The organism is Alphaproteobacteria bacterium, assembly GCA_016124955.1.
Taxonomy (GTDB): Bacteria; Pseudomonadota; Alphaproteobacteria; order UBA9219; family RFNS01; genus RI-461.
On record WGMR01000004.1, the window covers coordinates 101,603 to 122,658 of the forward strand.

Below are 21,056 nucleotides of genomic sequence, written 5' to 3' on the forward strand. Positions count from 1 at the left end.
AAATACTATATACATAGGAAGATAAGTACACAATATATAAAATATCCTATTGACATATAGGAAACGCCCTATACATTCTGTGGGCATGATGACCCCCGGCCCATACCCGCCTGCGTTTTCCGGCCAACTTGCGCCCGAACAGTTCCTTGCGGCGGTGGATTTGTTCCTGCGCCGTAGCGGCATGTCGGCAAGCATGCTGGGCAAATGCGCGGTCAACGATCCGGGTCTTGTGTTCCAGCTGCGCCGGGGGCGCGAACCGCGCCGCAAAACCATGCAACGCGTACTTGATTACATGGCGTCCTATACCGGCTAGCCCGCTGGTCTGCGTGCGCGCATGCGGTTATACATTTCTGCATGTCTGAAAATCCCGCGCCCGCCAACAATGCCGCCGAAACCATCTTCGCACTTGCCTCCGCGCCCGGCCGCGGCGGTATTGCCGTTCTGCGCATATCGGGCCCGCAAGCGGGCGCCGCCGCTACGGCGCTTTGCGCCGCAACCCTGCCGCCGCCGCGCACGGCGGCGTTGCGCACATTGCGCCATCCCGGCACGAAAGAAATTATGGATCGTGCGTTGCTGTTCTGGTTTCCGGCGCCCGGCAGCTTCACGGGCGAAGACGTCGTCGAATTGCATGTGCATGGCGGCCGCGCGGTGACCGAAGCGGTGGCGGAAGCGTTACGCGCGCAGCCCGGCTTGCGCCATGCCGGACCGGGCGAATTTACCCGCCGCGGTTTTGAAAACGGCAAGTTCGATCTGACGGCGGCCGAAGCGATTGCCGATCTTGCGGCTTCGGAAACCGAAGCGCAGCGCAAACAGGCGTTGCGGCAAATGGACGGCGCGCTCGCGCGCCTGTATGACGGCTGGGCCGCGCGCCTGACCCGCGCGCTCGCGCATCTTGAGGCCGATATCGATTTCGCGGACGAAGACCTTCCCCCCGATGCGTACAATGCGCCGTTGGCCGAATTGCGGGCGATGGCGGGCGATATCGCAGCGCATCTGGCAGACAGGCGCGGCGAAAGTTTGCGCGAAGGCTTCCATATCGCCATTCTCGGCGCGCCCAATGCCGGCAAATCATCCTTGCTCAATGCGCTGGCGCGGCGCGAAGCGGCGATCGTCGCGGAACAGGCGGGCACGACGCGCGATGTGATTGAAGTGCGGCTCGATCTCGGCGGCTATCCGGTCACGCTTGCCGATACCGCCGGTTTGCGCGAAAGCGCCGACGCGGTGGAAAGCGAAGGCGTAAGCCGCGCGCTGGCGCGCGCCCGCGCGGCCGATCTTACGCTGCTGGTGTTCGATGCCGCCTTGCTCGCATCGACGCCGCCCGATGCCGCGACCTTGGCGCTGGCCGGCCCCGCCAGCATGGCGGTTTTGAACAAATCCGATATCGAGGGCGCGGCGAAAGCATTGTCCGCCCCCGTCGCATCGGTCCATCCGCTTTCCGCGAAAACCGGTGCGGGCATGGAAAACTTTATCGCCGCGCTTACCCAAACCGTGGCCGCGCGTCTTGCCGATACCGGTGCACCGTCCCTTACCCGTTCCCGCCACCGCGAAGCTTTGGAGGAATGTTGCGGGGCATTGTTGCGCGCATCGATGGCGGTTGCGCCGGAATTGCGCGCGGAAGATGCCCGCCTTGCGCTGCGCGCGCTCGGGCGCATCACCGGCCGGGTCGATGTTGAAGATTTGCTCGATGTCATATTTCGCGATTTTTGTATCGGGAAATAAAGAAAATCAGCGTATTAACCAACATTCGTGCGCCAAATTCTTGACAGAATGTGCGCCCATGGTCTTTATGCGAATGATGATGCGCTTCGCTTGCGCCGGAATTTTTTATAAAGCCATTCGCTCAAAGGGGTTTCAATTATGGCCGCAAACAGCATTGACAGTTTCTTTTCTGGCGCCGGCAAACTTATGTTTGGCAGGCAGAACTGGGCGAGGACGACACGCGGCATTATTGTGTCCGGCCTTGCCGTCGGCGCCGTGGCAATGCCGGTCGCCAAGGCTTATTTAACCGGTAAAATCATCGCAGGCCTTACAGCGCTTTCCATCGCGGCGCCCACAGCTGCGGCCCTGGCGCCCACAATTCTTCTGGGCGCGGCGCTTTGCGTAGGCGCTTACGCCGCATGGGGCGCGGTTTCCGGCGTCGCCAACGTGACGATGGCGGTGCTCGGCGATAACATGTTCGGCAGGGCGGCGAAGGCCGTCGTTGAACATCCGCGCACGACCGCCTTCCTTGTTGGCGCGGGCCTGACCGCATTCGGCCTTGCGGCCCTGCTTATGCCTGGCTTTGCGGCGCTTATACCGCCGGCCGTTACGGCCTTCGGGCTCAACGGCGCGATGACTACGGCCGTTGCGGGCGCGGGTATTATGGGATTGTCCGCGAACGCAATGCGCAATGCCGGCATGACCGGCCCGCACTGATTTTCAATATAGACGGATTGAAGAGGCTCAGAGCCCCTTGGCGAGCAGCGAGATGGCCGCCGCCACGAGCAGTATGTTGATGGCGGCGCGAAACCTGTCTTCCGATATCAGGCGCGGAACCTTGTAGCCGACCGCGAGCCCCAGCAAATGCGCGGGCAAACAAATGAGCAACAACGTCAGAATTTCCCCATGATACATGCCGGCCGTGCCGCTGAGCGCGCAACGCAACGCATTGCCTGCGAACAAAATCAACAGAACGCTTGCCCGGAATGTTTCCTTGTTCAGCGAAAGGGTTTTCAAATAAGTCACGATAAAGGGCCCGCCCATGCCCGATATGCCCGAAACTACCCCGCCTGCCGCGCCCGCCGCCGCCTGCGCCGCCACGTTTTTCACGCCGCGCAATTGCGGAAACTTCAGCCGCGCGCCCGCCGCGACATAAAAAACCAAATAGCCGGCCAGCACGAAGTTAAGCAGGCTGTCATCGACCGTGTTGAGCAAAAACAAGCCGAGCGCGGAGGCGGCAGGGAAAACCACGGCGATCACGCCGATTCCCTTCCAATCGATATGACGCCAGATAAAAGGCAGGAGTACGCCTTTGAGCGCCTGAAACACAAGGAAAAGCGTCACGCTGTCCTTGATGCCGAACATGAGACTAAGCAACGGCACGGCGACAAGACCGCCGCCAAAACCGAACGTGGCCTCGACAAGCGAGGTGGCAAAAACGATAACGACACTCAGGAAAATTTCCATGCGCTTTTATGGCAGGAAAAGCGCCGGGTGGGAAATTTGTATGATAGTCCGGGTTTAGTGTGCCGGCGCGTAGTCGCCGCTGAAATCGACGTCGCTTTTCACGAGCCGGAGATGCGGAACACTTTTCTTCTGCGCCGCCCTGGTTTCCGCTTTTTGTTGTTCGACCAAGGCTTCGGCCTCGCTCACAAGATAATCCGCGACCATTGCCAGTTCCTGCGCGATGCTTACTTGGTCCTGCGGGTCGCTCAGCTCGATGTAATCGATATTAAATTCGCGCAACGTGTTGCAGCAATGCAGGCTGCTGACAAGCAGCGAAAGATCGTGGAACAGGGTGCCGATGCGCGTCGCCATCGCGCGCATGCGCGTCTTGGCCGGGCCGGTCGCGAGCCCGCAGCGCGTCAGCGCATGGATGAAATCGTTGCCGAAAATCATGGCATCCGGCGCGATGCCGTGCTGGCCGTCTTCGTTGTTGCGGCCGCGCGTGATCCACGCGCGCATCTGTTCACGCACGGCGGTGTTGCCATCACCCGCGCCGCCAACCTCGCCGTCCGGGTCAAGTCTGGTGGGCAGCCATGCCAGTTCATCGAGCTGGTGACGGATCGCGCGCATGCCCATGCGCTCGGCCTGCATATAAGCGAAGGCGTATTCGTCGCGGCTGCAATCGGCCGAAAGGCTATGCGCGGCCAAAATGGCCTCGCGTTCGCCGGCGATGCGCTCCTTGGCGGCCATCAGAAGGCCGCGCACTTCATCGATATGTAATTCGGTGGCCATGGGCCTGTTCCGATCCCTTGTTTCGCGGCACCGGGCCGCAAAGCCCGAAATAACCGCACAAAGGTTAATTTTAACCAAAATATATCCATAAATTGTTAAGCCACAGCTTTAACAATCAATCATTAAACATATGATATATAACAATAATTTTTGTGTCATTGGCCTTATGGGTGCCTTTGCGGCTAAGACGCTGATATCCCTGCCTGTCTCAAAATTTTTTTTAATTGTGCAACAAAAGTTCGTTAAATATCGCCATCAGCGCACATTCTTTGCGCGCGCGGGCGTTTCGCCCTATACCTTCCGGCCATGCAGGATTTTGATGTCATCATTGTTGGCGGTGGCCATGCGGGCTGTGAGGCCGCCGCCGCGGCCGCGCGGCTTGGCGCGCATACGCTGCTTGCTACGCATAAGCCTGAAACCATAGGCGAAATGTCGTGTAACCCGGCAATCGGCGGGCTCGGGAAGGGCCATTTGGTTCGGGAAATTGATGCGCTGGATGGCGTCATGGGCCGGGTGGCTGACCGCGCGGGGATCCAGTTTCGGCTTTTGAACCGTAGCAAGGGCGCTGCCGTGCAAGGCCCGCGCGCGCAGGCGGACCGAAAACTTTATCGCCGCTATATGCAGGAAGTGCTCGGCAGTCAGCAAAACCTTTCCATTCGCGCCTGCGCCGTGGGCGATCTGATCGTTGGCGCCGATAACCGTATCGAAGGTATCGTGACCGAGCAGGGCGAAGTGCTGCGTGCCGCAGCCGTTGTGATTACGACGGGCACGTTCCTGCGTGGCCTTGTTCATATCGGTGCCGAAAAGATACAGGCTGGCCGTATAGGTGAAGCGCCATCCACGAAGCTTTCGGCCACGCTTGCACGGCTCCGGCTCGCGCTTGGCCGGCTCAAAACCGGTACACCCCCGAGGCTCGATGGCCGGACGATCGATTGGGCCGGGCTTGAAATGCAGCCGGGCGACGAACCGCCTATACCCTTCTCGACCCTAACATCCGCGATCACAAATCCCCAGGTTTGCTGCGGCCTGACCTACACATCTGCCGACACGCACAACATGATCCGCGCCAACCTCGACCGCTCGCCGATTTATTCGGGACAGATCGAAGGGACGGGCCCGCGTTATTGCCCTTCGATCGAAGACAAGGTTGTGCGTTTTGCAGACAAGGAACGGCATCAGATTTTCCTCGAGCCCGAAGGGCTAGACGATCACACCGTATATCCAAACGGCATCTCAACATCGCTGCCGCGTGATGTGCAGGATGCACTCGTGCGATCCATACAAGGTCTTGAAAATGTTAGTATTTTGCGCCACGGCTATGCGGTTGAATATGACTATGTCGATCCCCGGGAACTGACCGCATCGCTCGAAGTCAAGCGCGCGCCCGGGCTTTTTCTGGCGGGACAAATCAACGGCACCACGGGCTATGAGGAAGCGGCGGCACAGGGGCTGATTGCCGGGCTGAATGCTGCGCTCAAGGCAAGCGGCAGCTCGCCCTTCACCCTTTCCCGCACGCAAGCCTATATCGGCGTGATGATCGACGATCTGATTTCCCGTGGCACCGCCGAGCCTTACCGCATGTTCACAAGCCGCGCCGAATACAGGCTTAAGTTACGGGCAGACAATGCCGACCAGCGCCTTACCCCGGCGGGCCTGGAGCTCGGATGCGTGGGGCCAGAAAGACGGCAGAAATTCACGAGCAAGATGAGCGAGCTGGCCCGCGCGCGGACGATGGCTGAAGGATTTTCTGCCAGCCCAACCGCGCTTGTGAAACAGGGCGTGCACATCAACCAGGATGGGGTGCGGCGTAGCGCCATGGATTTGCTGGCCTATCCCGATGTTTCACGTGAAACATTGACCAGAATTTGGCCACAACTATCTGATATTAAAACAGAAATTTTGAATCAAATCGAGACAGATGGCCGCTATGCCGGCTATATGGACAGACAGGATGCCGATATTCGGGCCTTCGAGAAGGATGAAGCTTTGCGACTGCCGGCCGACCTGGATCTCGATGCCATCGGCGGGCTTTCGGCTGAGGTACGGCAAAAACTGGCGCAGGTACGTCCGCAGACGCTTGGTGCGGCCGCGCGCATTCCGGGGGTTACGCCAGCGGCCACCCTGGCACTCTTGCGCTATGTTAAACGCAGTAAAAAAGCAGCATAATCAACAATATAGGTGATATTTATGACCGATGTTTCACGTGAAACATTCCTGACCCATTTTCCCGATGTTTCACGTGAAACATTGGACAAGCTCGATCGCTATGCCGCGATGCTTACCGAATGGCAAAAGAAGATGAACTTGGTTGGTCCGGGCACGTTGTCCGAGATATGGACCCGCCATTTTCTGGATAGCGCGCAATTGATGCCATACCTGCCGCAATGGACCAGAAGCGTGACCGATATTGGCAGCGGTGCAGGTTTTCCCGGCATGGTGCTGGCAATTTTGGGTGCGCCACACGTAAACCTTATTGAAGCAACCCAGAAAAAGGCCCGTTTCCTTGAGGCGGTGGCAACAGAGCTTGGGCTTGAGGTGCATATTCATGCCGAGCGGTCCGAGCTTGTGCGCAACATACGGTCAAGCGTTGTGACGGCGCGTGCCGTGGCGCATATGGATGAGCTGATTCCCTATGCTTTCCCGTTTCTGGATAAGGGCGGGATCATGATTTTCCTTAAGGGTCAGCATGTTGAAGAAGAATTGACAGCGGCAGCCAAAGATTGGCACTTTGAAGCCAGCAGGCATGCTAGCCTTAGCGATCCTTCCGGATTCGTATTGGTGTTGCAGGGCGTCGGCCATAATCAAAGCACCCGCAAGGATGTCCGTTGGCGCGGGCTGGGGCATGTGACCAAGGCGGGCGTTTCGACGCAAAAAGTTGTGACCCCGCCGCCGAAGCCGGAGCCCGACCCGGAGCCGAAATAGGCGGGAGGACGGAAACAGGACCGCGCGATTGTAGTAATGTGTTATTATAATAATACAGTTTGCAGAAAGCCATAACCCGAAAGCAGCAAGGAAGCGCCGCATGAGCTCAGATCAAACCAAGTCCGGCGGCGTCGCGCCCGGCATCACGCCGCCCGAACGGTGCCGCATCATCGCGATCGTTAATCAGAAAGGCGGGGTCGGCAAAACCACCACCACCGTCAATCTCGCGACCGCGCTTGCCGCCGTCGGCATGCGGGTGCTGGTGGTCGATCTCGATCCGCAGGGCAACGCATCCACCGGTTTCGGCGTGCCGCGCAGCGCGCGCGAGCGTGGCGGCTATGAGATGATTTTCGACGGCATGAGCGTGGAAGACGTTGCGGCGGCGACGCCCATTCCGGGTTTGCAGATCGTGACATCCTCGGCCGACCTTGCGGGCGCCGAGATCCAGCTCGTGAACGCCGAGCGGCGCGAGAGCCGCTTGCGCGAAGCGCTCGAGCGCAGCGAAAAGGATTTCGATTACATCCTGATCGATTGCCCGCCCTCGCTGAACCTTTTGACGCTCAATGCGCTCGTGGCGGCGCATAGCCTGATCGTGCCGCTGCAGGTGGAGTTCTATGCGCTGGAGGGCATCAGCAACCTTGTGCAAACCGTGGAAGCGGTGCGCACGCGCTTTAACCCGGGGCTTGTGATCGAAGGCGTGGTGCTGACCATGTTCGACCGCCGCAACGCGCTTTCGGAAGCGGTTGCGAAAGACGTGCGCGATTATTTCGGTGACCGCGTTTTCACCACGGTGATCCCGCGCAATGTTCGCATTTCCGAAGCGCCTTCGCACGGCAAGCCGGTTCTGCTTTACGATCTGAAATGCCCGGGTTCGCGCGCCTATATGCATCTCGCGAGCGAGGTTTTGAAGCGCGAAGGCAGGCCGCTGGGCGCGAGCGAAAGCGCCGTGGCGTAATACTGAGGGAGAAAAAACCATGACCAACAAAACCAACGCAGCGCTGAAAGATACGGGCAAGCCGGCCCCGCTGGGCCGCGGGCTCGCGGCGCTGTTCGGCGATGCCGACGCATCCTATCAGCAAGCGCCGGGCGCGCCTGCTACCGCTTCGGGCGCCGCCGCGCAAAGCCCCGCGCCGCAAACCGCGCCGCAAACCGCGCAGCAAAAAAGCCCGCAAACCATGCCGCTAAGCTGGCTGCAGCCCGGCCGCTTCCAGCCGCGCCGCCAGTTCGACGAAACCGCTTTGCGCGAACTTGCGGCTTCGGTGCGCGCGCGCGGCGTGCTGCAACCGCTGCTGGTGCGGCCGCTTGCCGAAAAAAATTCATACGAGATTGTGGCGGGCGAGCGCCGCTGGCGCGCCGCGCAGATCGCGGGCGTGCATGACGTGCCGGTGGTCGTGCGCGCGCTTTCGGACAAGGAAACGCTTGAGGTCGCGCTGGTCGAAAACATCCAGCGGCAGGACCTTAGCGCGGTCGAGGAAGCGGAAGGTTACCAGCGCCTGATGGATGAATTTTCCTATACGCAGGAAGACCTGGCCAAGACCGTGGGCAAGAGCCGCAGCCATGTGACCAACATGCTGCGCCTGCTTGGGTTGCCGCAAACGGTAAAAGATATGCTGGCCAGCGGCGCGCTCAGCCCCGGCCATGCGCGCGCGCTGATCGCGACCGACGACCCCGAAGCGCTGGCGAAGGCTATTGCGGAAAACAGCCTTTCGGTGCGCGATGCCGAAGCGCTTGCCAAGCGGCATGGCGACGGCAAGGCGCGGCAGGGCAAGAAAGCCGGCAAGGCGCAAAAGCGCGGCGAGATCCGCACCGCGGACGTGATCGCGCTCGAGCGCGATCTGGCCGCCACGCTCGGGCTCAAGGTTGCGCTCAAGGCCCGCACCGACGGCAGCGGGACGCTGACGGTGGCGTACAAGGATCTCGAGCAGCTCGACGGGTTGATCGGGAAGTTGCGGGGGTAAATTCTACCAGGCCGGGCATCGGCCACAGCCTAGCGAATTTCAAATAAAATCAGCCAAAAGAACGCCATCCTGTTAAGGCGCGCGCTCTTTTACCGCGCCACGGTGACGAGCGCCTGGGCGCAAACGGTTTCGGCGGGGATGCCGGTGCTTTTGCATTGCGCTTCCGCTTCGGCAAGGTGGACCAGCGCACGGGCGAGCCGCTCCGCGCTCCAGCGCTGCAGCTGCCGCACCATCGGCGTTTCGTGTTTCCAGAAAACGGGCGGGCGCAGCGATTTGATCGCGTCGGTCGCGGTGCGGCCGCTATCCAGCGCCGCGCGCGCGAGCTGCAGGCGCAGCAAGTGCCGCTGCACCGTGCGCAGCAGCATCACGAACGACATGTTTTCGGAAAGCAGCCGTTGCGCCAGCCGCGCCACCTCCCCCGGCGCGCCCGCGCCCACAGCCATCGCCAGCGCATCGAGCTCGGCCGCGCCGCCGTCGCCCAGCGCTTCGGCCACGTCGGCGCGCGAAATTTTTTGCCGCCCCATCGCGTAGATGGAAAGCTTTTCAAGCTCGCTTTTCAGCGCCATGCGATCGGCCGGCGCGGTTTCGGCCAGCAGGTCGAGCGCATCGCCGTCCGCCTCGAACCCCTGTTCGCGCAAAAGCGTGGCGATGGTGCGGCGTCGCGCCGGGCCGTCTTCGGTATAGCAGGCGATCGCCGCCGTCTCCGACCCGCCGCCCTCGCACAGTTTGCGTAATTTGGAATTTTTGCCGAGATCGCCGGCCTCGATCACAAGCAGCGTGTCGGTTCCCGGCAGGTTGGCGAGCAGGTTGGTGAGCGCGAGCGCGAGCCCGTCGCCCGCGCCCTGTATGTGCACGAGCCGCCGCCCGCCGGAAAGCGATTGCGCCGCCATTTCATCCATCAAAAGCGCAGGGTCTTCCGCCACCGTGCCGGGCGCGGGCGTAGCGACGCGGAACGGATCGTCCGCCGTTTCGCACGCGGTGCGCGCCAGCAAAAGGCCGCGCTCGCGCACGAGGCCGGCATCCGGCCCATAAACCAGCGCGACGCGCAGCGCGGCATCCGGGCTTTTCACAAAACTGTCGGTGCGGGCGGGCGCGATCTTCATGACGGCACCGGCCCCGCTGGCGCGGCGGGCTGTTCGGGCTGCGGCGCGGGCGTTTCGCCGCCGTTATTGCCGCCGCTGTCGCCGCCGTCATCCTGCGCCGCGCCGGGATCGTTGCCGGATTCAATCGGGCAGGCTTGCGCGCCCGTTCCGGGCGGCAAATCGTTCAGCGCGGCGATATCGGCCCAGTATGCGCTTTTGCGCAAACGGCAAGTGAAGGATGCGAGGAATTCGGCGCGCCCCGCGATATCTTCTGGCCATTTGGCATCGAGTACTGCGATCGCCGCGGGCCAGCGACCGGCGTAGATATATTCGAGCATGATATCCCACAGCGCGACGGGCGGCAGCGGCGTGACGATGGTCGGGCCCACAAGCATGGTGTTGAAGGCCGGTTCCATCACCCAGTCTTCGGGCGCGATTTCCTGTTCGCGCTCGCGGATGCGCGCTTCATTCGCGCCGCGGCGCTTCATCATCGCGCCGGAAAACCTGTAGCTGTCGGACGCCGCGTCGTAGGCGAAGATCACGCTCGGCATCGGCGAGCCTGCGAAGCTGGTGTTCCAGTAGGCGAATACGGTATCGGCGGTGACAACCGACCAGGCTTCGGCCCCGTCGATGCGTTTTATTTCGGTGCCCGCATCCCCCGTGGGCAGCGTGAGCAAACGTTTGTAGCCGCCGGGCGCGAGCCGCGCGATGTAGGTCGTGTTGCAGCAATGCGCGCCGCCGGACCATGCCGTGATCACAAGCTCGTTCGCTTCGCCGCCCGTTATGGCCGCGAGCGGAAGCTCGTCGTTGTCCGGCATTGCGGGCGCTTCATTTTGTTCCGCTTCGTCTGTGTTTTCATTCGCATCCTCGCCAAGCCCGACCCATTCGAGCGATACGAGCTGGTCTTCGATCATATCGCGAATGGTGCCGCCGCGGCGGACCACGATTTTCTGGCTTTGCGCGAGGCCGGGGGAGCCATCGGGCTCCGGCGCCGTCCATTGTTCGACCGTGAAATCCTTATAGTCCCAGGATTTCTGGAGCTGCCAATCGAGCAAGGCTTCTTCGGGGCTTTGTGTTTGCGCGCCGCCATCTTGCGCGGCTTCCGTGCTTGCGGGTTCGGTTGCTTTCCGGTCGTTGTTGGCCGCCCAAAACCATGGCTGCGTTTCCTGCGCATGGGCCGGCAGCGCCAGAGGCACAATAAAAAGGGCGAGGATAACGGGGCGGAGCATGGCGGGCATCATAACGCGTAATACGGCACGGCGTAAGCGCATCCCACCAGCGATTTGCGGTTTTTTTGCGGCTTTAACGGCTTGCCGGCGCTTTATCCATATTGGCCATGAACAGGCTAATACGGTTAATGAGCTTGTTTGATATATCGCGCAGCGCGCGATCTTGCGCATTCTTTTCCGCAGCCAGCACCGCGTATTGCGCATCGACCCTGTTGTAGCTGGCGATGGCGTTGGTGTCGCCTTCAAGCAAGACCTTGCCGCTTGCCCTGTCGGAAAGCGCATAATGCGCCAGCATGTTCAGCTGCGACCGCGCCGAGGTGGCGTCTTTCCGGATCGCGAGATCGGCTTCGTAGCTTGTCAGCTTTACATCGAGCCGGTAATCGGTTTGCGCCGGGCGGCCGCCTATATACATGCGATCGATCAGCATGTTGCGTAATTTCTGGCCCGCGCGATCTTCGATATTCTCGATATAAATACGGTTCATCTTTGCAGCCGTAGGCGCATCCGCACCCCCAGCGCCCGGGCCATAAACGGGGCTGAAACCGCAAGCGGCGAGCAGGAACGCAAGGGCCGGAAGAAGGATGAGGCGACGGCGGGTCATGCCACAATGTTCACGATTTTATCGGGCACCACAATCACTTTCCGCGGCGCCGCGCCGGCAAGGATGCGCTGCACGTTTTCTTCGGCCAGCGCCGCCGCTTCCGCGCGCGCCTTGTCCGTTCCCGCGGGCAGCGTGATGGTGGCGCGCAGCTTGCCGTTCACCTGCACCGCCATGGTGACCGTATCGCTGACGAGCAGGGTTTGATCCGCCTTCGGCCACGGCGTTTCGCACAGCATGGTTTTATGGCCGAGCCGCTGCCACATTTCTTCGGCGATATGCGGCAGCATAGGGCCGACAAGCTGCGTCAGCGCTTCAAGCCCTTCGCGCAGCGCCCAGGCATCGCCCGCGTCGCTGCCGCCCGTCTCGCCGAGCGCGGCAAGCGCGTTCGATAGTTCGCGCACGCGCGCGACCGCCTTGTTGAAATGGAAGCGATCGTAATCGACCGTAATATCGGCGATGGTGCGGTGGATTTTGCGCCGCGCTTCCTGCGCGGCTTCGCTTAGTTTTGCGGGCATGGCCGTGCCTGCTGCCGGCAGCGGCAGCGCCGGTTCCACCACCAGGCGCCACAGGCGGCCCAGATAGCGCCATGCGCCGTCCACGCCGGCTTCGGTCCATTCAAGATCGCGTTCGGGCGGGCTGTCGGACAGCGTGAACAGGCGCGCGGTATCGGCGCCGTAGCTGCCGATGATGCGGCCGGGATCGACCACATTGCGCTTCGATTTGCTCATGACCTCGACGCGGCCGACCGTGACCGGCTTTTTCGTATCGACATGCTGCGCCGTGCCGTCCGGATTTTTGACGATCTCTTCGGGGTACAGCCATTTCCCTGCTTCGTCCTTGTAGGATTCGTGGCAGACCATGCCTTGGGTGAACAGGCCGGTGAAGGGTTCGTCGATTTTCAGATGCCCGGTTTTTTTCATCGCGCGCGTGAAAAAGCGGGAATAAAGCAGATGCAGGATCGCATGCTCGACCCCACCGACATACTGATCGGCCGGCAGCCAGTAATCGCACGCCGCCGCATCGAGCGGCGCGCTTTCAAGCCCGGCGGAGCAGTAGCGCGCGAAATACCAGCTGCTATCGACGAAGGTATCGCAGGTATCGGTTTCGCGCACGGCCTTCGCGCCGCACGCGGGGCACGATACATTTTTCCAGGTCGGATGGTTGGCGAGCGGGTTGCCCGGCTTTTCAAGATCGACATCTTCGGGCAGCGTAACCGGCAGATCGGCGGAAGCGACCGGCACGGGCCCGCATTTCTCGCAGTGGATGATGGGAATGGGGCAGCCCCAGTAACGCTGGCGGCTGACGCCCCAATCGCGCAGACGGAAAAGCGTTGTGCCCTTGCCCGCACCCTGTTTTTCGATTTGCGCGATCGCCGCCGCCTTGGCGGCTTCGACTTCCATGCCATCAAGGAATCCCGAATTTTGCAGCACGCCGGGGCCGGTATAGGCTTCATCGCCCACCTTGAAGGCGGCGGCGTCTTCCCCCGCCGGGATCACGACAGGCTTAACCGGAAGATTATATTTGCGCGCGAAATCAAGATCGCGCTGATCGTGCGCGGGGCAACCGAAGATCGCGCCCGTGCCATATTCCATCAGGACAAAATTGGCGACATAGACCGGCAGGCGCCAGTTCGCATCGAAAGGATGCGCGACCATAAGGCCGGTATCGAAACCTTGTTTTTCCGCGGTTTCCAGCGCCGCCTCCGACGTGCCGGTGCGGTTGCATTCTTCGATGAAGCGCGCGAGCTGCGGGTTTTTTTCCGCGCAGGCGGCGGCGAGCGGATGGCCGGGCGAAAGCGCAAGGAACGACGCGCCGAACAGCGTATCGGGGCGCGTCGTGAAAACTTCTATATCGTTAGCGCGACTGCTCTGCGCTTCGCCAGCTTTTTGATTGCTCGCATGCGCTTCGCGCAACCGCGATTGCGCCTCATCGTCCGACAATTTGAAGCGCAACTGTGCACCCTGCGATTTGCCGATCCAGTTTTCCTGCATCAGCCGGACCTTTTCCGGCCAGCGGTCGAGCGTGCCCAGCGCGGCAAGCAATTCGTCGGCGTAATCGGTAATTTTCAAAAACCATTGCGCGAGCTTGCGCTTTTCCACGAGCGCGCCGGAGCGCCACCCCCTGCCCTCGATCACCTGTTCGTTGGCGAGCACGGTGTTATCGACCGGATCCCAGTTCACCACGCTTTCCTTGCGGTACACCAGCCCGGCCTTCATGAAATCGATGAACAGTTTTTGCTGGTGCTTGTAGTAAGCGGGATCGCAGGTCGCGAGTTCGCGCGACCAATCGAGCGCGAGGCCCATGCGCTTCAGTTCGCCGCGCATGGTGTCGATATTACCGTAGGTCCATTTGGCCGGGTGGGTTTTGCGCTCGCGCGCCGCATTCTCGGCCGGCAGGCCGAAAGCATCCCAGCCCATGGGGTGAAGCACGTTGAACCCTTGCGCGCGCTTGGTGCGTGCCACCACATCCGACAGCGTATAATTGCGCACATGGCCCATATGAATACGCCCCGAAGGATAGGGAAACATGGAAAGCACGTAATATTTCGGGCGCGCTTTATCCTCGATCGCGCGGAAGGATTGCTTTTCCTCCCAGATCTTTTGCCATTTCTCTTCGGTTTCGGCGGGGTTGTAACGCATGGTTAATCGGCGGCCTGCTGCAAATACGGGGTCTGGGGCCCGAATTTACAGCTTTTTTCCGCCCGCGCCAGAGGCAAGGCGGCGCGCCCTGCCTCGCGGGGGCGGTTTTTTCTGCTCCTTGCAAGTAAAAGCGGCTTTGCAGACGGCCTTCGCGCCGTTATAGATTGCCCCCTTTTTCAGGGGCGGATTTGCGTATGAAGGGCATGAAGGCGAAAATTATGGCGCTGGCCGCCGCCGCGCTTGAACTTGGCGGCCCGCGCGCTGCCGCGCAGGAACCGGGGGCGGATACGCGGCCCGTTTGCACGCTGGCGGTTGATACGCGGGGCGCGCGCGAAACCGGCCTTGCCGCCTATGACGATCGTACCATGCCGGTCATTCAGGAAGGGTCGCTTGTAGCAATCGGCTTGCGCGCGGCGCTCGGCGAACAGGCATCCGGCCTTGTGACAAGCGGGCGGTGCGCGGAAGTGACCGTGGTTTCACGGCACGGCAATCCGCTCGCGATTGCCGGGTTCGATGCGATCGGGTACGGGGCCGAGCCGGTGCGCAGCGGCATCGAAGCCGAGCGCCGCGCGAATCTGGACGCCGGCGGGCCCGGCACGGGCCCGCGTTAGTTTAATTTGCCGAAAAAACGAAAAACTTCAGGGAGAAACAAAGATGCCGGACAACGCAAAACCGCAAGCCAGGACGCCGGAAGTCGGCACGTTCGTTTATCTCAGGGTGCGGGAAAGCACGGGCACAAAAATCCAGACTGTCGTGCATAAGGCCCGGGTGCTTGAGGTTACGCCGCTGACCGGCGATGCGCTTGCGCGTGCCCGCGCCGAGCATTGCGGACGCAGGCAAATCGGGCCGGGCGACCCGCTGATCAAGCTGCGCGTGCCGGGCGACGGGTGCAATTCTTTCCGGATGTGTTTGCGCGACGATTTGGCGATGTAAGGACTTTGATTACTTATCTTTTTGCGCCATGCGCATCTGGCGCGCGCGGGTAAGGATTGTTTCTTCGAGCTGCGCGCCGACCGAAGCCGCGACATCGGTATCGGCCCAGTTCCCGCTTTCGCCCTGAACCTGCTTGAAGGTTTTGACCCGCACGCCATCGGCCCGCAATTCGCGCGACAGGATGAAAACGTTAAGCTTCAGGCGTTCTTCCGGGTGTTCGGGCGCGGAATACCAATCGGTCAGGATCACGCCGCCGAACGGGTCGGCCGAGGCGATCGGCATGAAAGAGACGGTATCGAGCGTGGCCCGCCATAAATAAGCATTGACCGTAAGGCCTGTGCTTTCATCTTTTGCATCCTCGCCGAGCAGCGTAAAACCGCCTTCATCGGAAACAAGGCTGCCATAACGGTATTGCTGGTCGCGCACCTTATCCGGAAATTCGCTTTCGCTGCCGGAAAGGCCACAGGCCGTTAACATCGCGGTAACAACTGCCGCAAGGCCCAGAAAACGAAAGTATTGAAAGTAACGATGCGCGTTTATTGCCTGAGTTGATTTGTTCATGGCCTAACCTGTGGATAACTTTGACGACTCGAGCATTTTGATATGGTTATAAACCAGAAAATCGGGGGGCAGGCAAGCTGGCCATGGGCGCTCCGCGGCTTGTTGCGATGATGCCACAGGTCCCCCGCTTGTCTTGAAAAACCCGTTTTACTGCTTGTCTGTGCAAGGCTTGGCAGGCAAATTCCCCAACGACGGGGCGTGTTGCCCTTAGTAAGTCCCAGTGATCAGTCCTCAATCATCAGCGCTACTCGCAATCAAGTAAGAGTTCGTTGATATAAGGGCAAGCCCCACTGGTTTGTTTGTTCACTCTTACCCACTCATGAAGGGGGAAAACATGCGTAAGCTTCTTCTCGCCACTTCGGCTCTCGCCGGCGTTGCCATGATCGCCACTGGCGCTCAGGCCGCTGCTCCGGCGCCTGTCACGGTGAATGTCAACGGTTATGTTGATTTCCGTGCCGGTCTTTTCCACGAAGACAAGAACAACAACACACCTCTGGCGAACAGCGCCAGCGCGTCGCGCCGCGACATGGACTTTGAAACCGAGTGGAAGGTCAATGTCGATGTTGAAGGCAAGGCTGCGAACGGCGTCGAATACGGCGGCCGCGTCAGCATCTGGAACGGCTCGTCCTACATCGATGGCGGCAACGGCGGCAACAGCTACAACCACAACTCGAGCCAGACGAACACTGGCACGGGCGGTCGTGCTGATCAGGCCTATGTCTATATGACCAGCAACTACGGCAAGCTCATTGTCGGCGACGAGCACGGCGCTTCGGACCTGTTCGTGTACGCTCCGACGATCGGTGCAAACCAGGTTGACGGTGTTTACACCGACTTCACCGACCCGGCTTCGCTTTGGGCCGTTCAACCCGCTTTCTTCGACAACATCGAAGATAGCACGAAGGTCACCTACTACACCCCGCAGCTCGGCAACGACGAGCACAAGGTGCAGCTGGGTGCGAGCTTCACGCCCAACCAGAGCGATGAAGGTCAGAACGTTGTCAAGTACCAGAACAGCGCAGCAACCAGCAATGGCACGCTGTACGCCCCGTACGAAAACCTGTTTGAAGCAGGCATTCAGTACACGGGCAGCTTTGACGCCGTTAACGTCGTTCTGAGCAGCAACGTGATCACCGGTTCGGGCGAAACTCTCGCTGTTAACCAATTGGTTCAAGGCACGGCTGACCAGTATCAGGACTTCCTGCTCTGGGGTATCGGCGGTCAGGTCATGTATGCTGGCTTCACGGTCGGCGGCAGCTATGTCGATGCGGGTCGCTTCAACACGGTCAACACCATCTCTACCGGCCTGAACCAGAACAAGGATCAAACCTTGTGGTCGGCCGGCGTGAGCTACGGTGCCGACAACTGGGCCCTGGCGTTCAGCTACCTTGGCGGTGAAGGCTACAACAATGCCTTCGCGGTCAACGGTAACGTTCCCACCTCGGGTGCGAACACCAACTACGTAGAGGACATCAATGTGTACGGCTTCGGCGGTACCTACACCTGGTTCCCGGGTATGTCCACGAACGTCGATCTGGTGTTCTTTGAACAAGACCGCGCCGACAATTTTGGTTCGGTTGCGACAGCAGCTCAGGACAACTCCGGTCAGGTGTTCGTCCTTACCCAGAAGCTGGAATTCTAATCCAGACTTAGGGTAACAAGCTTGAAGGGCGGCTGGGAAACCAGCCGCCCTTTTTGTTTGTGTTTATTTTTCTGCCTAAGCTTTTAAGGACTGCAATACATGGCCTATGAATATTCTGCAGAAAACCATAATTGGGATCTGACCTTGAGGGCATCATGGAACCTTCTTATGTCAGGTCAGGCGGCTAGCAAGGGGCCAAACCTTGAAAAAAAGAACGAACAAGTATTTTCATTTTTTACCGGATCAATGTTGCTTGCTTTTTGTGCAATCGAAAACTTCACAAGCTCGGTTGCATTTTCGATGCCTGACCATGACAGGTTTAGAGCCTTTGATTATGAAGGCTACAAAAGAATAATCAGATTTTGGGATAAAATAGAGAAGGTGTGCGCTGCGTTAAATCAGCCGGTAGATAAATCGCAAGGTCTTTTTCAAATAATCAAAGAAATGCAAATTTGGAGAAATGCACTATCCCATACTTCGTCCTATGAAATCGAAAGTACGGAGATTCAGGATACTGTTAAAGATTCTTCCATGCTACACGTACCCTTTCACAACAAGGAATACGCGCGGTCTGTCAACGTAGGTAATGCCAAGAAGTTTTATTGTGCAGCATATAATTATATTGATATGGTCAAGAATGCGTCCGGGATTGAACCCAGGGCAAGCTGCACATATAAGCCAATTTAGCTTAACCAAACAAACCCAATATATTCGCGTGGCTTGAGCGTGGTTGTTCCGCGCTACCGCTTCGCTGCTTGAGCGTGGTTGTTCCGCGCTACCGCTTCGCTGCTTGAGCGTGGTTGTTCCGCGCTATCGCTACGCTACTTGAGCGCGGGATTATTCCGCCGCTTCGGTGTCTTTTTTTTGGGCCAGCACTTCGGCGGGAAGTCTGATCTGGCGCCGCTGATAGCGGTAGCCGGAAACGAAGCGGGCGAAATGCTGCACGAGCTGCGGATCGCGCGACAGGCGCGCCAGCGTATCGCCCAGTTGTGCCATATGACCGGCCAGCGCCTTTTCCCCGCCCGCCTGCGCGCCCGCGGGGACGGCCGCGCGGAACAGCGGCTCATGCACCGCGCGTTCGAACAACTGCGTAACAAGATCGAGCCCGATCACGGGTGTGACGCCGAAGGCGACATGGATCGTGGCTTCGCTGGTCGCCAGCGCGTCATGGTACCAGCCGCGCGGGATGTAGAGGATATCGCCCGGCTCCAGCAGCACATCGAGGCTGACGGGCCCGTGGTTCTTTTCGTGAAATTCCGGCGGCAGGCCTTTGAAGGCCGGGTGTGCCACGGGATCCGGGATCGCGCACTGATAGACTTTCCAGCGTTTGGTGCCCGCGACATGCAGGGCATAAACATCGTGCGTATCGAAATGGGTGCCGAAGCCCTTATGCGCCTGCCACGAACAATAAAGATTGGCTTGCGCCTTTCCGCCCGCGGTTTCTTCGAGGATCGCGGAAATTTGCTGCAGCGGCGCCGACAGGTTACCGATATCGTTGGCGACCAGCGATGCGCCGCGCCGCAACCAGCCCAGCAACTGTTCGGCATCCACGAGCCAGTTATCGCGCCCGTCGCGATCGGTGCCGCGCGTGCAATATTCCTGCGGCGGGATTTTTCTAAGCTGCCAGGCAAGCTCGAGCGAGCGCTGGGTCCAGAGGCTGTTCTGGCTGAGCAGGGATGAAAGAGCATCCCAGTTCATCACGCCATCGAGCTTTTTGGCCGCGCCCTTGATATGCAGCGGCTTGCGCCGGTGATATTCGGCGAAAAACTCGCTCTCCGTCATCGGCGCGAGAAGTTCCGGAAAAGATGCGGGTATTGGCATAAAATCACTCCCGTTAACCAATCAACCATGCCACAAGCCCGTAATATAGGCCATCCGGGGCATGAAACAATTGCGCCCGTGCCCCCGGATTTGCTTTTATGGGCCCGCATATTTTAACGATTTTATTGAACCATTGCCATGACCGGAAATACACCGCGCAGCCATGCCGGGCTCGAGCACGAAGCCAAATTCATGATCAGGGGCGATGTTCCGCTCTATCGCCTGTTCAGGAATTGCGGCTGGGAATACACGGCGCATCGCAACATATCGGTCTATTTCGATACCGAAGACCACAGGCTGGACGAAAGCAGGATCAAGCTGCGCTATGCCTATCGCAGCGTGGCGGGGCTGTTCGTACCGTGGCTCGGCGGCCTGATGACATGGCTGAAGCCCAACCCAGACCGCATCGCGCTTAAGGGGCCGGACGAGGCCGACGATAACGTGGCGCATGCGACCATCCGGCCCGAGGTCGAACAGGATATGACCGGCAGCCGCAAGGATATCACGCCCGCCGCGCTGCTCGGCGCGCTGCCCGCCGAAGACGGGCTTGTTCGGGAAGCAAAAGCCATTGCCGGCGACCGCGCGCTCGAAGCGCAGTTTACGGTCGATAACAAGCGGCTGAAGGCTGTGCGCTTCATCACGCTCGAGAACGGCGTGATCGCCAGGTTCGAAGTCTGCCTTGATGAAACGCGCTATCACCGCCCCGGTGATGCCGTGCGAAAAGCAGGCGCCATCGGTTTCCGCGACCTTGTCGGCTGGCCCATGCGCCCGCGCGGCCAAACCTTTTTGCGCGACCGCGAACTGGAAATCGATTTCAAGGGCGTGGAGCGCGACGGCGTGCCGGTGGCGAATTTGAGCGCGGAGCAGGCGCATGCATTTGCCATGGAAGGCAGGGAAAAGATTATGGCCGCGCTCGGGCTTGCCAACAACGGCGTCTGGTTCGAGGCGCATGCGCGATCCAAGGCGCGGCGCGGTTTCGATGCGCTGCGCACGCTAACCCCCTAGCCATATTTTCCCGGCCCCGTTTTCCCTGCGCACGCCTTTATGGTATGAAGCGGCATGCCAGCCGCTTCCATCACCGCCAATCTTGCCGCGGTAAAAGATAAAATTGCCGTCGCTGCGCGCGCCGCCGCGCGCGACCCGGCTTCGGTACGTCTTGTGGCGGTGAGCAAGACGCGCCCGGCAGAAGCGGTGCGCGAAGCGCTGGCGGCGGGGCAGCGGCATTTCGGCGAAAACCGCGTGCAGGAAGCGCTTCGCAAATTCCCGGCATTGCGCGAAGACTATCCGGATATTTCGCTGCATCTGATCGGCCCGCTGCAGACCAACAAGGCCGAGGAGGCGGTGCGGTTATTCGATGTGATCGAGGTGCTGGACCGGCCGAAACTGGCGATTGCGCTGGCGAAAGCGATGGAAAAGACCGGGCGGCGCCCGGCGCTTTACATCGAGGTCAATAGCGGCGACGAGCCGCAAAAATCGGGCGTACCGCGGGCAGGAGCGGGCGAATTTATCTGTCATTGCCGCGATGAAATGAAGCTGCCGGTTACAGGCTTGATGTGCATTCCGCCCGCGGGCGAAGACCCGGCGCGGCATTTCAGCGCGCTTGCGGCGCTGGCGCGCGCACACGGGTTGCCGCATGTCAGCATGGGTATGAGCGGGGATTACGAGGCGGCGATTGCCGGCGGCGCCACATCTGTGCGGGTGGGCAGCGCGATATTCGGGCAGCGCGGCTAGG

Annotated in this window: 21 protein-coding genes; 13 read left to right on the top strand and 8 right to left on the bottom strand. The window is 60.2% G+C overall.

Features of this window, described 5'->3' with window-relative positions; genetic code table 11:
- Positions 1 to 85 precede the first annotated feature (85 nt).
- From GC131_02840 to GC131_02850, 3 genes are all read left to right on the top strand, one after another.
- Complete coding sequence (locus GC131_02840; protein MBI1273006.1) at positions 86 to 313, top strand: hypothetical protein; 228 nt, start codon at positions 86 to 88, stop codon at positions 311 to 313.
- Positions 314 to 354: 41 nt separating this feature from the next.
- On the top strand, positions 355 to 1,719 hold the full coding sequence (gene mnmE, locus GC131_02845) for a tRNA uridine-5-carboxymethylaminomethyl(34) synthesis GTPase MnmE (GenBank protein ID MBI1273007.1): 1,365 nt from the start codon (positions 355 to 357) through the stop codon (positions 1,717 to 1,719).
- A gap of 138 nt (positions 1,720 to 1,857) precedes the next feature.
- Positions 1,858 to 2,415 carry a hypothetical protein gene (locus GC131_02850; GenBank protein MBI1273008.1) on the top strand — a complete coding sequence of 186 codons (558 nt, stop codon included), beginning with the start codon at positions 1,858 to 1,860 and terminating at the stop codon, positions 2,413 to 2,415.
- Between the two features lie 27 nt (positions 2,416 to 2,442).
- Here GC131_02850 and GC131_02855 read toward each other — a convergent pair whose 3' ends face one another.
- Positions 2,443 to 3,165 carry a TSUP family transporter gene (locus GC131_02855; protein MBI1273009.1) on the bottom strand — a complete coding sequence of 241 codons (723 nt, stop codon included), beginning with the start codon at positions 3,163 to 3,165 and terminating at the stop codon, positions 2,443 to 2,445.
- Between the two features lie 54 nt (positions 3,166 to 3,219).
- Entirely contained in the window at positions 3,220 to 3,936 is a 717-nt protein-coding gene (locus tag GC131_02860; protein ID MBI1273010.1) for a hypothetical protein, read from the bottom strand.
- A 306-nt stretch (positions 3,937 to 4,242) separates the two neighbouring features.
- Between GC131_02860 and mnmG the strand changes: the two genes are divergently transcribed.
- From mnmG to GC131_02880, 4 genes are all read left to right on the top strand, one after another.
- Positions 4,243 to 6,102, top strand: coding sequence for a tRNA uridine-5-carboxymethylaminomethyl(34) synthesis enzyme MnmG (gene mnmG / locus GC131_02865; GenBank protein ID MBI1273011.1), 1,860 nt, complete (start codon positions 4,243 to 4,245; stop codon positions 6,100 to 6,102).
- A 21-nt stretch (positions 6,103 to 6,123) separates the two neighbouring features.
- The gene (rsmG, locus tag GC131_02870; GenBank protein ID MBI1273012.1) at positions 6,124 to 6,858 is read left to right on the top strand and encodes a 16S rRNA (guanine(527)-N(7))-methyltransferase RsmG; all 735 of its coding nucleotides are present in this window, start codon (positions 6,124 to 6,126) and stop codon (positions 6,856 to 6,858) included.
- 100 nt (positions 6,859 to 6,958) lie between these two features.
- Positions 6,959 to 7,813 carry an AAA family ATPase gene (locus tag GC131_02875; protein ID MBI1273013.1) on the top strand — a complete coding sequence of 285 codons (855 nt, stop codon included), beginning with the start codon at positions 6,959 to 6,961 and terminating at the stop codon, positions 7,811 to 7,813.
- A gap of 19 nt (positions 7,814 to 7,832) precedes the next feature.
- Positions 7,833 to 8,816, top strand: coding sequence for a ParB/RepB/Spo0J family partition protein (locus GC131_02880; protein ID MBI1273014.1), 984 nt, complete (start codon positions 7,833 to 7,835; stop codon positions 8,814 to 8,816).
- Between the two features lie 89 nt (positions 8,817 to 8,905).
- Here GC131_02880 and GC131_02885 read toward each other — a convergent pair whose 3' ends face one another.
- From GC131_02885 to GC131_02900, 4 genes are all read right to left on the bottom strand, one after another.
- Complete coding sequence (locus GC131_02885; GenBank protein MBI1273015.1) at positions 8,906 to 9,919, bottom strand: DNA polymerase III subunit delta; 1,014 nt, start codon at positions 9,917 to 9,919, stop codon at positions 8,906 to 8,908.
- Entirely contained in the window at positions 9,916 to 11,127 is a 1,212-nt protein-coding gene (locus tag GC131_02890) for a hypothetical protein (GenBank protein ID MBI1273016.1), read from the bottom strand. Before GC131_02890 ends, GC131_02885 begins: the two co-directional genes overlap by 4 nt.
- A gap of 73 nt (positions 11,128 to 11,200) precedes the next feature.
- The gene (locus tag GC131_02895; protein ID MBI1273017.1) at positions 11,201 to 11,728 is read right to left on the bottom strand and encodes a hypothetical protein; all 528 of its coding nucleotides are present in this window, start codon (positions 11,726 to 11,728) and stop codon (positions 11,201 to 11,203) included.
- On the bottom strand, positions 11,725 to 14,367 hold the full coding sequence (locus tag GC131_02900) for a leucine--tRNA ligase (GenBank protein MBI1273018.1): 2,643 nt from the start codon (positions 14,365 to 14,367) through the stop codon (positions 11,725 to 11,727). Before GC131_02900 ends, GC131_02895 begins: the two co-directional genes overlap by 4 nt.
- A gap of 194 nt (positions 14,368 to 14,561) precedes the next feature.
- On the opposite strand from GC131_02900, the gene GC131_02905 reads away from it, so the two are divergent.
- The gene (locus tag GC131_02905) at positions 14,562 to 14,978 is read left to right on the top strand and encodes a hypothetical protein (GenBank protein ID MBI1273019.1); all 417 of its coding nucleotides are present in this window, start codon (positions 14,562 to 14,564) and stop codon (positions 14,976 to 14,978) included.
- 43 nt (positions 14,979 to 15,021) lie between these two features.
- A complete protein-coding gene (locus GC131_02910) occupies positions 15,022 to 15,300 on the top strand; it encodes a hypothetical protein (GenBank protein MBI1273020.1) in 279 nt (92 codons plus the stop codon).
- 9 nt (positions 15,301 to 15,309) lie between these two features.
- Here GC131_02910 and GC131_02915 read toward each other — a convergent pair whose 3' ends face one another.
- On the bottom strand, positions 15,310 to 15,777 hold the full coding sequence (locus tag GC131_02915; protein ID MBI1273021.1) for a DUF3576 domain-containing protein: 468 nt from the start codon (positions 15,775 to 15,777) through the stop codon (positions 15,310 to 15,312).
- Between the two features lie 403 nt (positions 15,778 to 16,180).
- On the opposite strand from GC131_02915, the gene GC131_02920 reads away from it, so the two are divergent.
- Complete coding sequence (locus GC131_02920; protein ID MBI1273022.1) at positions 16,181 to 17,503, top strand: porin; 1,323 nt, start codon at positions 16,181 to 16,183, stop codon at positions 17,501 to 17,503.
- A 99-nt stretch (positions 17,504 to 17,602) separates the two neighbouring features.
- Positions 17,603 to 18,190, top strand: a complete 588-nt coding sequence (locus GC131_02925) for a hypothetical protein (GenBank protein MBI1273023.1) — start codon at positions 17,603 to 17,605, stop codon at positions 18,188 to 18,190.
- A gap of 150 nt (positions 18,191 to 18,340) precedes the next feature.
- Here GC131_02925 and GC131_02930 read toward each other — a convergent pair whose 3' ends face one another.
- Positions 18,341 to 19,324, bottom strand: a complete 984-nt coding sequence (locus tag GC131_02930; GenBank protein MBI1273024.1) for a hypothetical protein — start codon at positions 19,322 to 19,324, stop codon at positions 18,341 to 18,343.
- A gap of 138 nt (positions 19,325 to 19,462) precedes the next feature.
- Between GC131_02930 and GC131_02935 the strand changes: the two genes are divergently transcribed.
- Entirely contained in the window at positions 19,463 to 20,329 is an 867-nt protein-coding gene (locus tag GC131_02935) for a hypothetical protein (protein MBI1273025.1), read from the top strand.
- A 54-nt stretch (positions 20,330 to 20,383) separates the two neighbouring features.
- Positions 20,384 to 21,055: a YggS family pyridoxal phosphate-dependent enzyme gene (locus GC131_02940; protein ID MBI1273026.1), complete on the top strand. Its 672-nt coding sequence runs from the start codon at positions 20,384 to 20,386 to the stop codon at positions 21,053 to 21,055.
- Position 21,056: the final 1 nt, after the last annotated feature.

What these genes read in the sequence shown, in the direction of transcription:
- GC131_02855 (MBI1273009.1), bottom strand. Translation starts at nt 3,165, where the DNA reads ATGGAAATTTTCCTGAGTGTCGTTATCGTTTTTGCCACCTCGCTTGTC.
- GC131_02940 (MBI1273026.1), top strand. Translation starts at nt 20,384, where the DNA reads ATGCCAGCCGCTTCCATCACCGCCAATCTTGCCGCGGTAAAAGATAAA.
- GC131_02905 (MBI1273019.1), top strand. Translation starts at nt 14,562, where the DNA reads ATGAAGGGCATGAAGGCGAAAATTATGGCGCTGGCCGCCGCCGCGCTT.
- mnmE (MBI1273007.1), top strand. Translation starts at nt 355, where the DNA reads ATGTCTGAAAATCCCGCGCCCGCCAACAATGCCGCCGAAACCATCTTC.
- mnmG (MBI1273011.1), top strand. Translation starts at nt 4,243, where the DNA reads ATGCAGGATTTTGATGTCATCATTGTTGGCGGTGGCCATGCGGGCTGT.
- GC131_02930 (MBI1273024.1), bottom strand. Translation starts at nt 19,324, where the DNA reads ATGCCAATACCCGCATCTTTTCCGGAACTTCTCGCGCCGATGACGGAG.
- GC131_02895 (MBI1273017.1), bottom strand. Translation starts at nt 11,728, where the DNA reads ATGACCCGCCGTCGCCTCATCCTTCTTCCGGCCCTTGCGTTCCTGCTC.
- GC131_02885 (MBI1273015.1), bottom strand. Translation starts at nt 9,919, where the DNA reads ATGAAGATCGCGCCCGCCCGCACCGACAGTTTTGTGAAAAGCCCGGAT.
- GC131_02910 (MBI1273020.1), top strand. Translation starts at nt 15,022, where the DNA reads ATGCCGGACAACGCAAAACCGCAAGCCAGGACGCCGGAAGTCGGCACG.
- rsmG (MBI1273012.1), top strand. Translation starts at nt 6,124, where the DNA reads ATGACCGATGTTTCACGTGAAACATTCCTGACCCATTTTCCCGATGTT.
- GC131_02915 (MBI1273021.1), bottom strand. Translation starts at nt 15,777, where the DNA reads ATGTTAACGGCCTGTGGCCTTTCCGGCAGCGAAAGCGAATTTCCGGAT.
- GC131_02935 (MBI1273025.1), top strand. Translation starts at nt 19,463, where the DNA reads ATGACCGGAAATACACCGCGCAGCCATGCCGGGCTCGAGCACGAAGCC.
- GC131_02840 (MBI1273006.1), top strand. Translation starts at nt 86, where the DNA reads ATGATGACCCCCGGCCCATACCCGCCTGCGTTTTCCGGCCAACTTGCG.
- GC131_02890 (MBI1273016.1), bottom strand. Translation starts at nt 11,127, where the DNA reads ATGCTCCGCCCCGTTATCCTCGCCCTTTTTATTGTGCCTCTGGCGCTG.
- GC131_02925 (MBI1273023.1), top strand. Translation starts at nt 17,603, where the DNA reads ATGGCCTATGAATATTCTGCAGAAAACCATAATTGGGATCTGACCTTG.
- GC131_02920 (MBI1273022.1), top strand. Translation starts at nt 16,181, where the DNA reads ATGAAGGGGGAAAACATGCGTAAGCTTCTTCTCGCCACTTCGGCTCTC.
- GC131_02875 (MBI1273013.1), top strand. Translation starts at nt 6,959, where the DNA reads ATGAGCTCAGATCAAACCAAGTCCGGCGGCGTCGCGCCCGGCATCACG.
- GC131_02860 (MBI1273010.1), bottom strand. Translation starts at nt 3,936, where the DNA reads ATGGCCACCGAATTACATATCGATGAAGTGCGCGGCCTTCTGATGGCC.
- GC131_02850 (MBI1273008.1), top strand. Translation starts at nt 1,858, where the DNA reads ATGGCCGCAAACAGCATTGACAGTTTCTTTTCTGGCGCCGGCAAACTT.
- GC131_02900 (MBI1273018.1), bottom strand. Translation starts at nt 14,367, where the DNA reads ATGCGTTACAACCCCGCCGAAACCGAAGAGAAATGGCAAAAGATCTGG.
- GC131_02880 (MBI1273014.1), top strand. Translation starts at nt 7,833, where the DNA reads ATGACCAACAAAACCAACGCAGCGCTGAAAGATACGGGCAAGCCGGCC.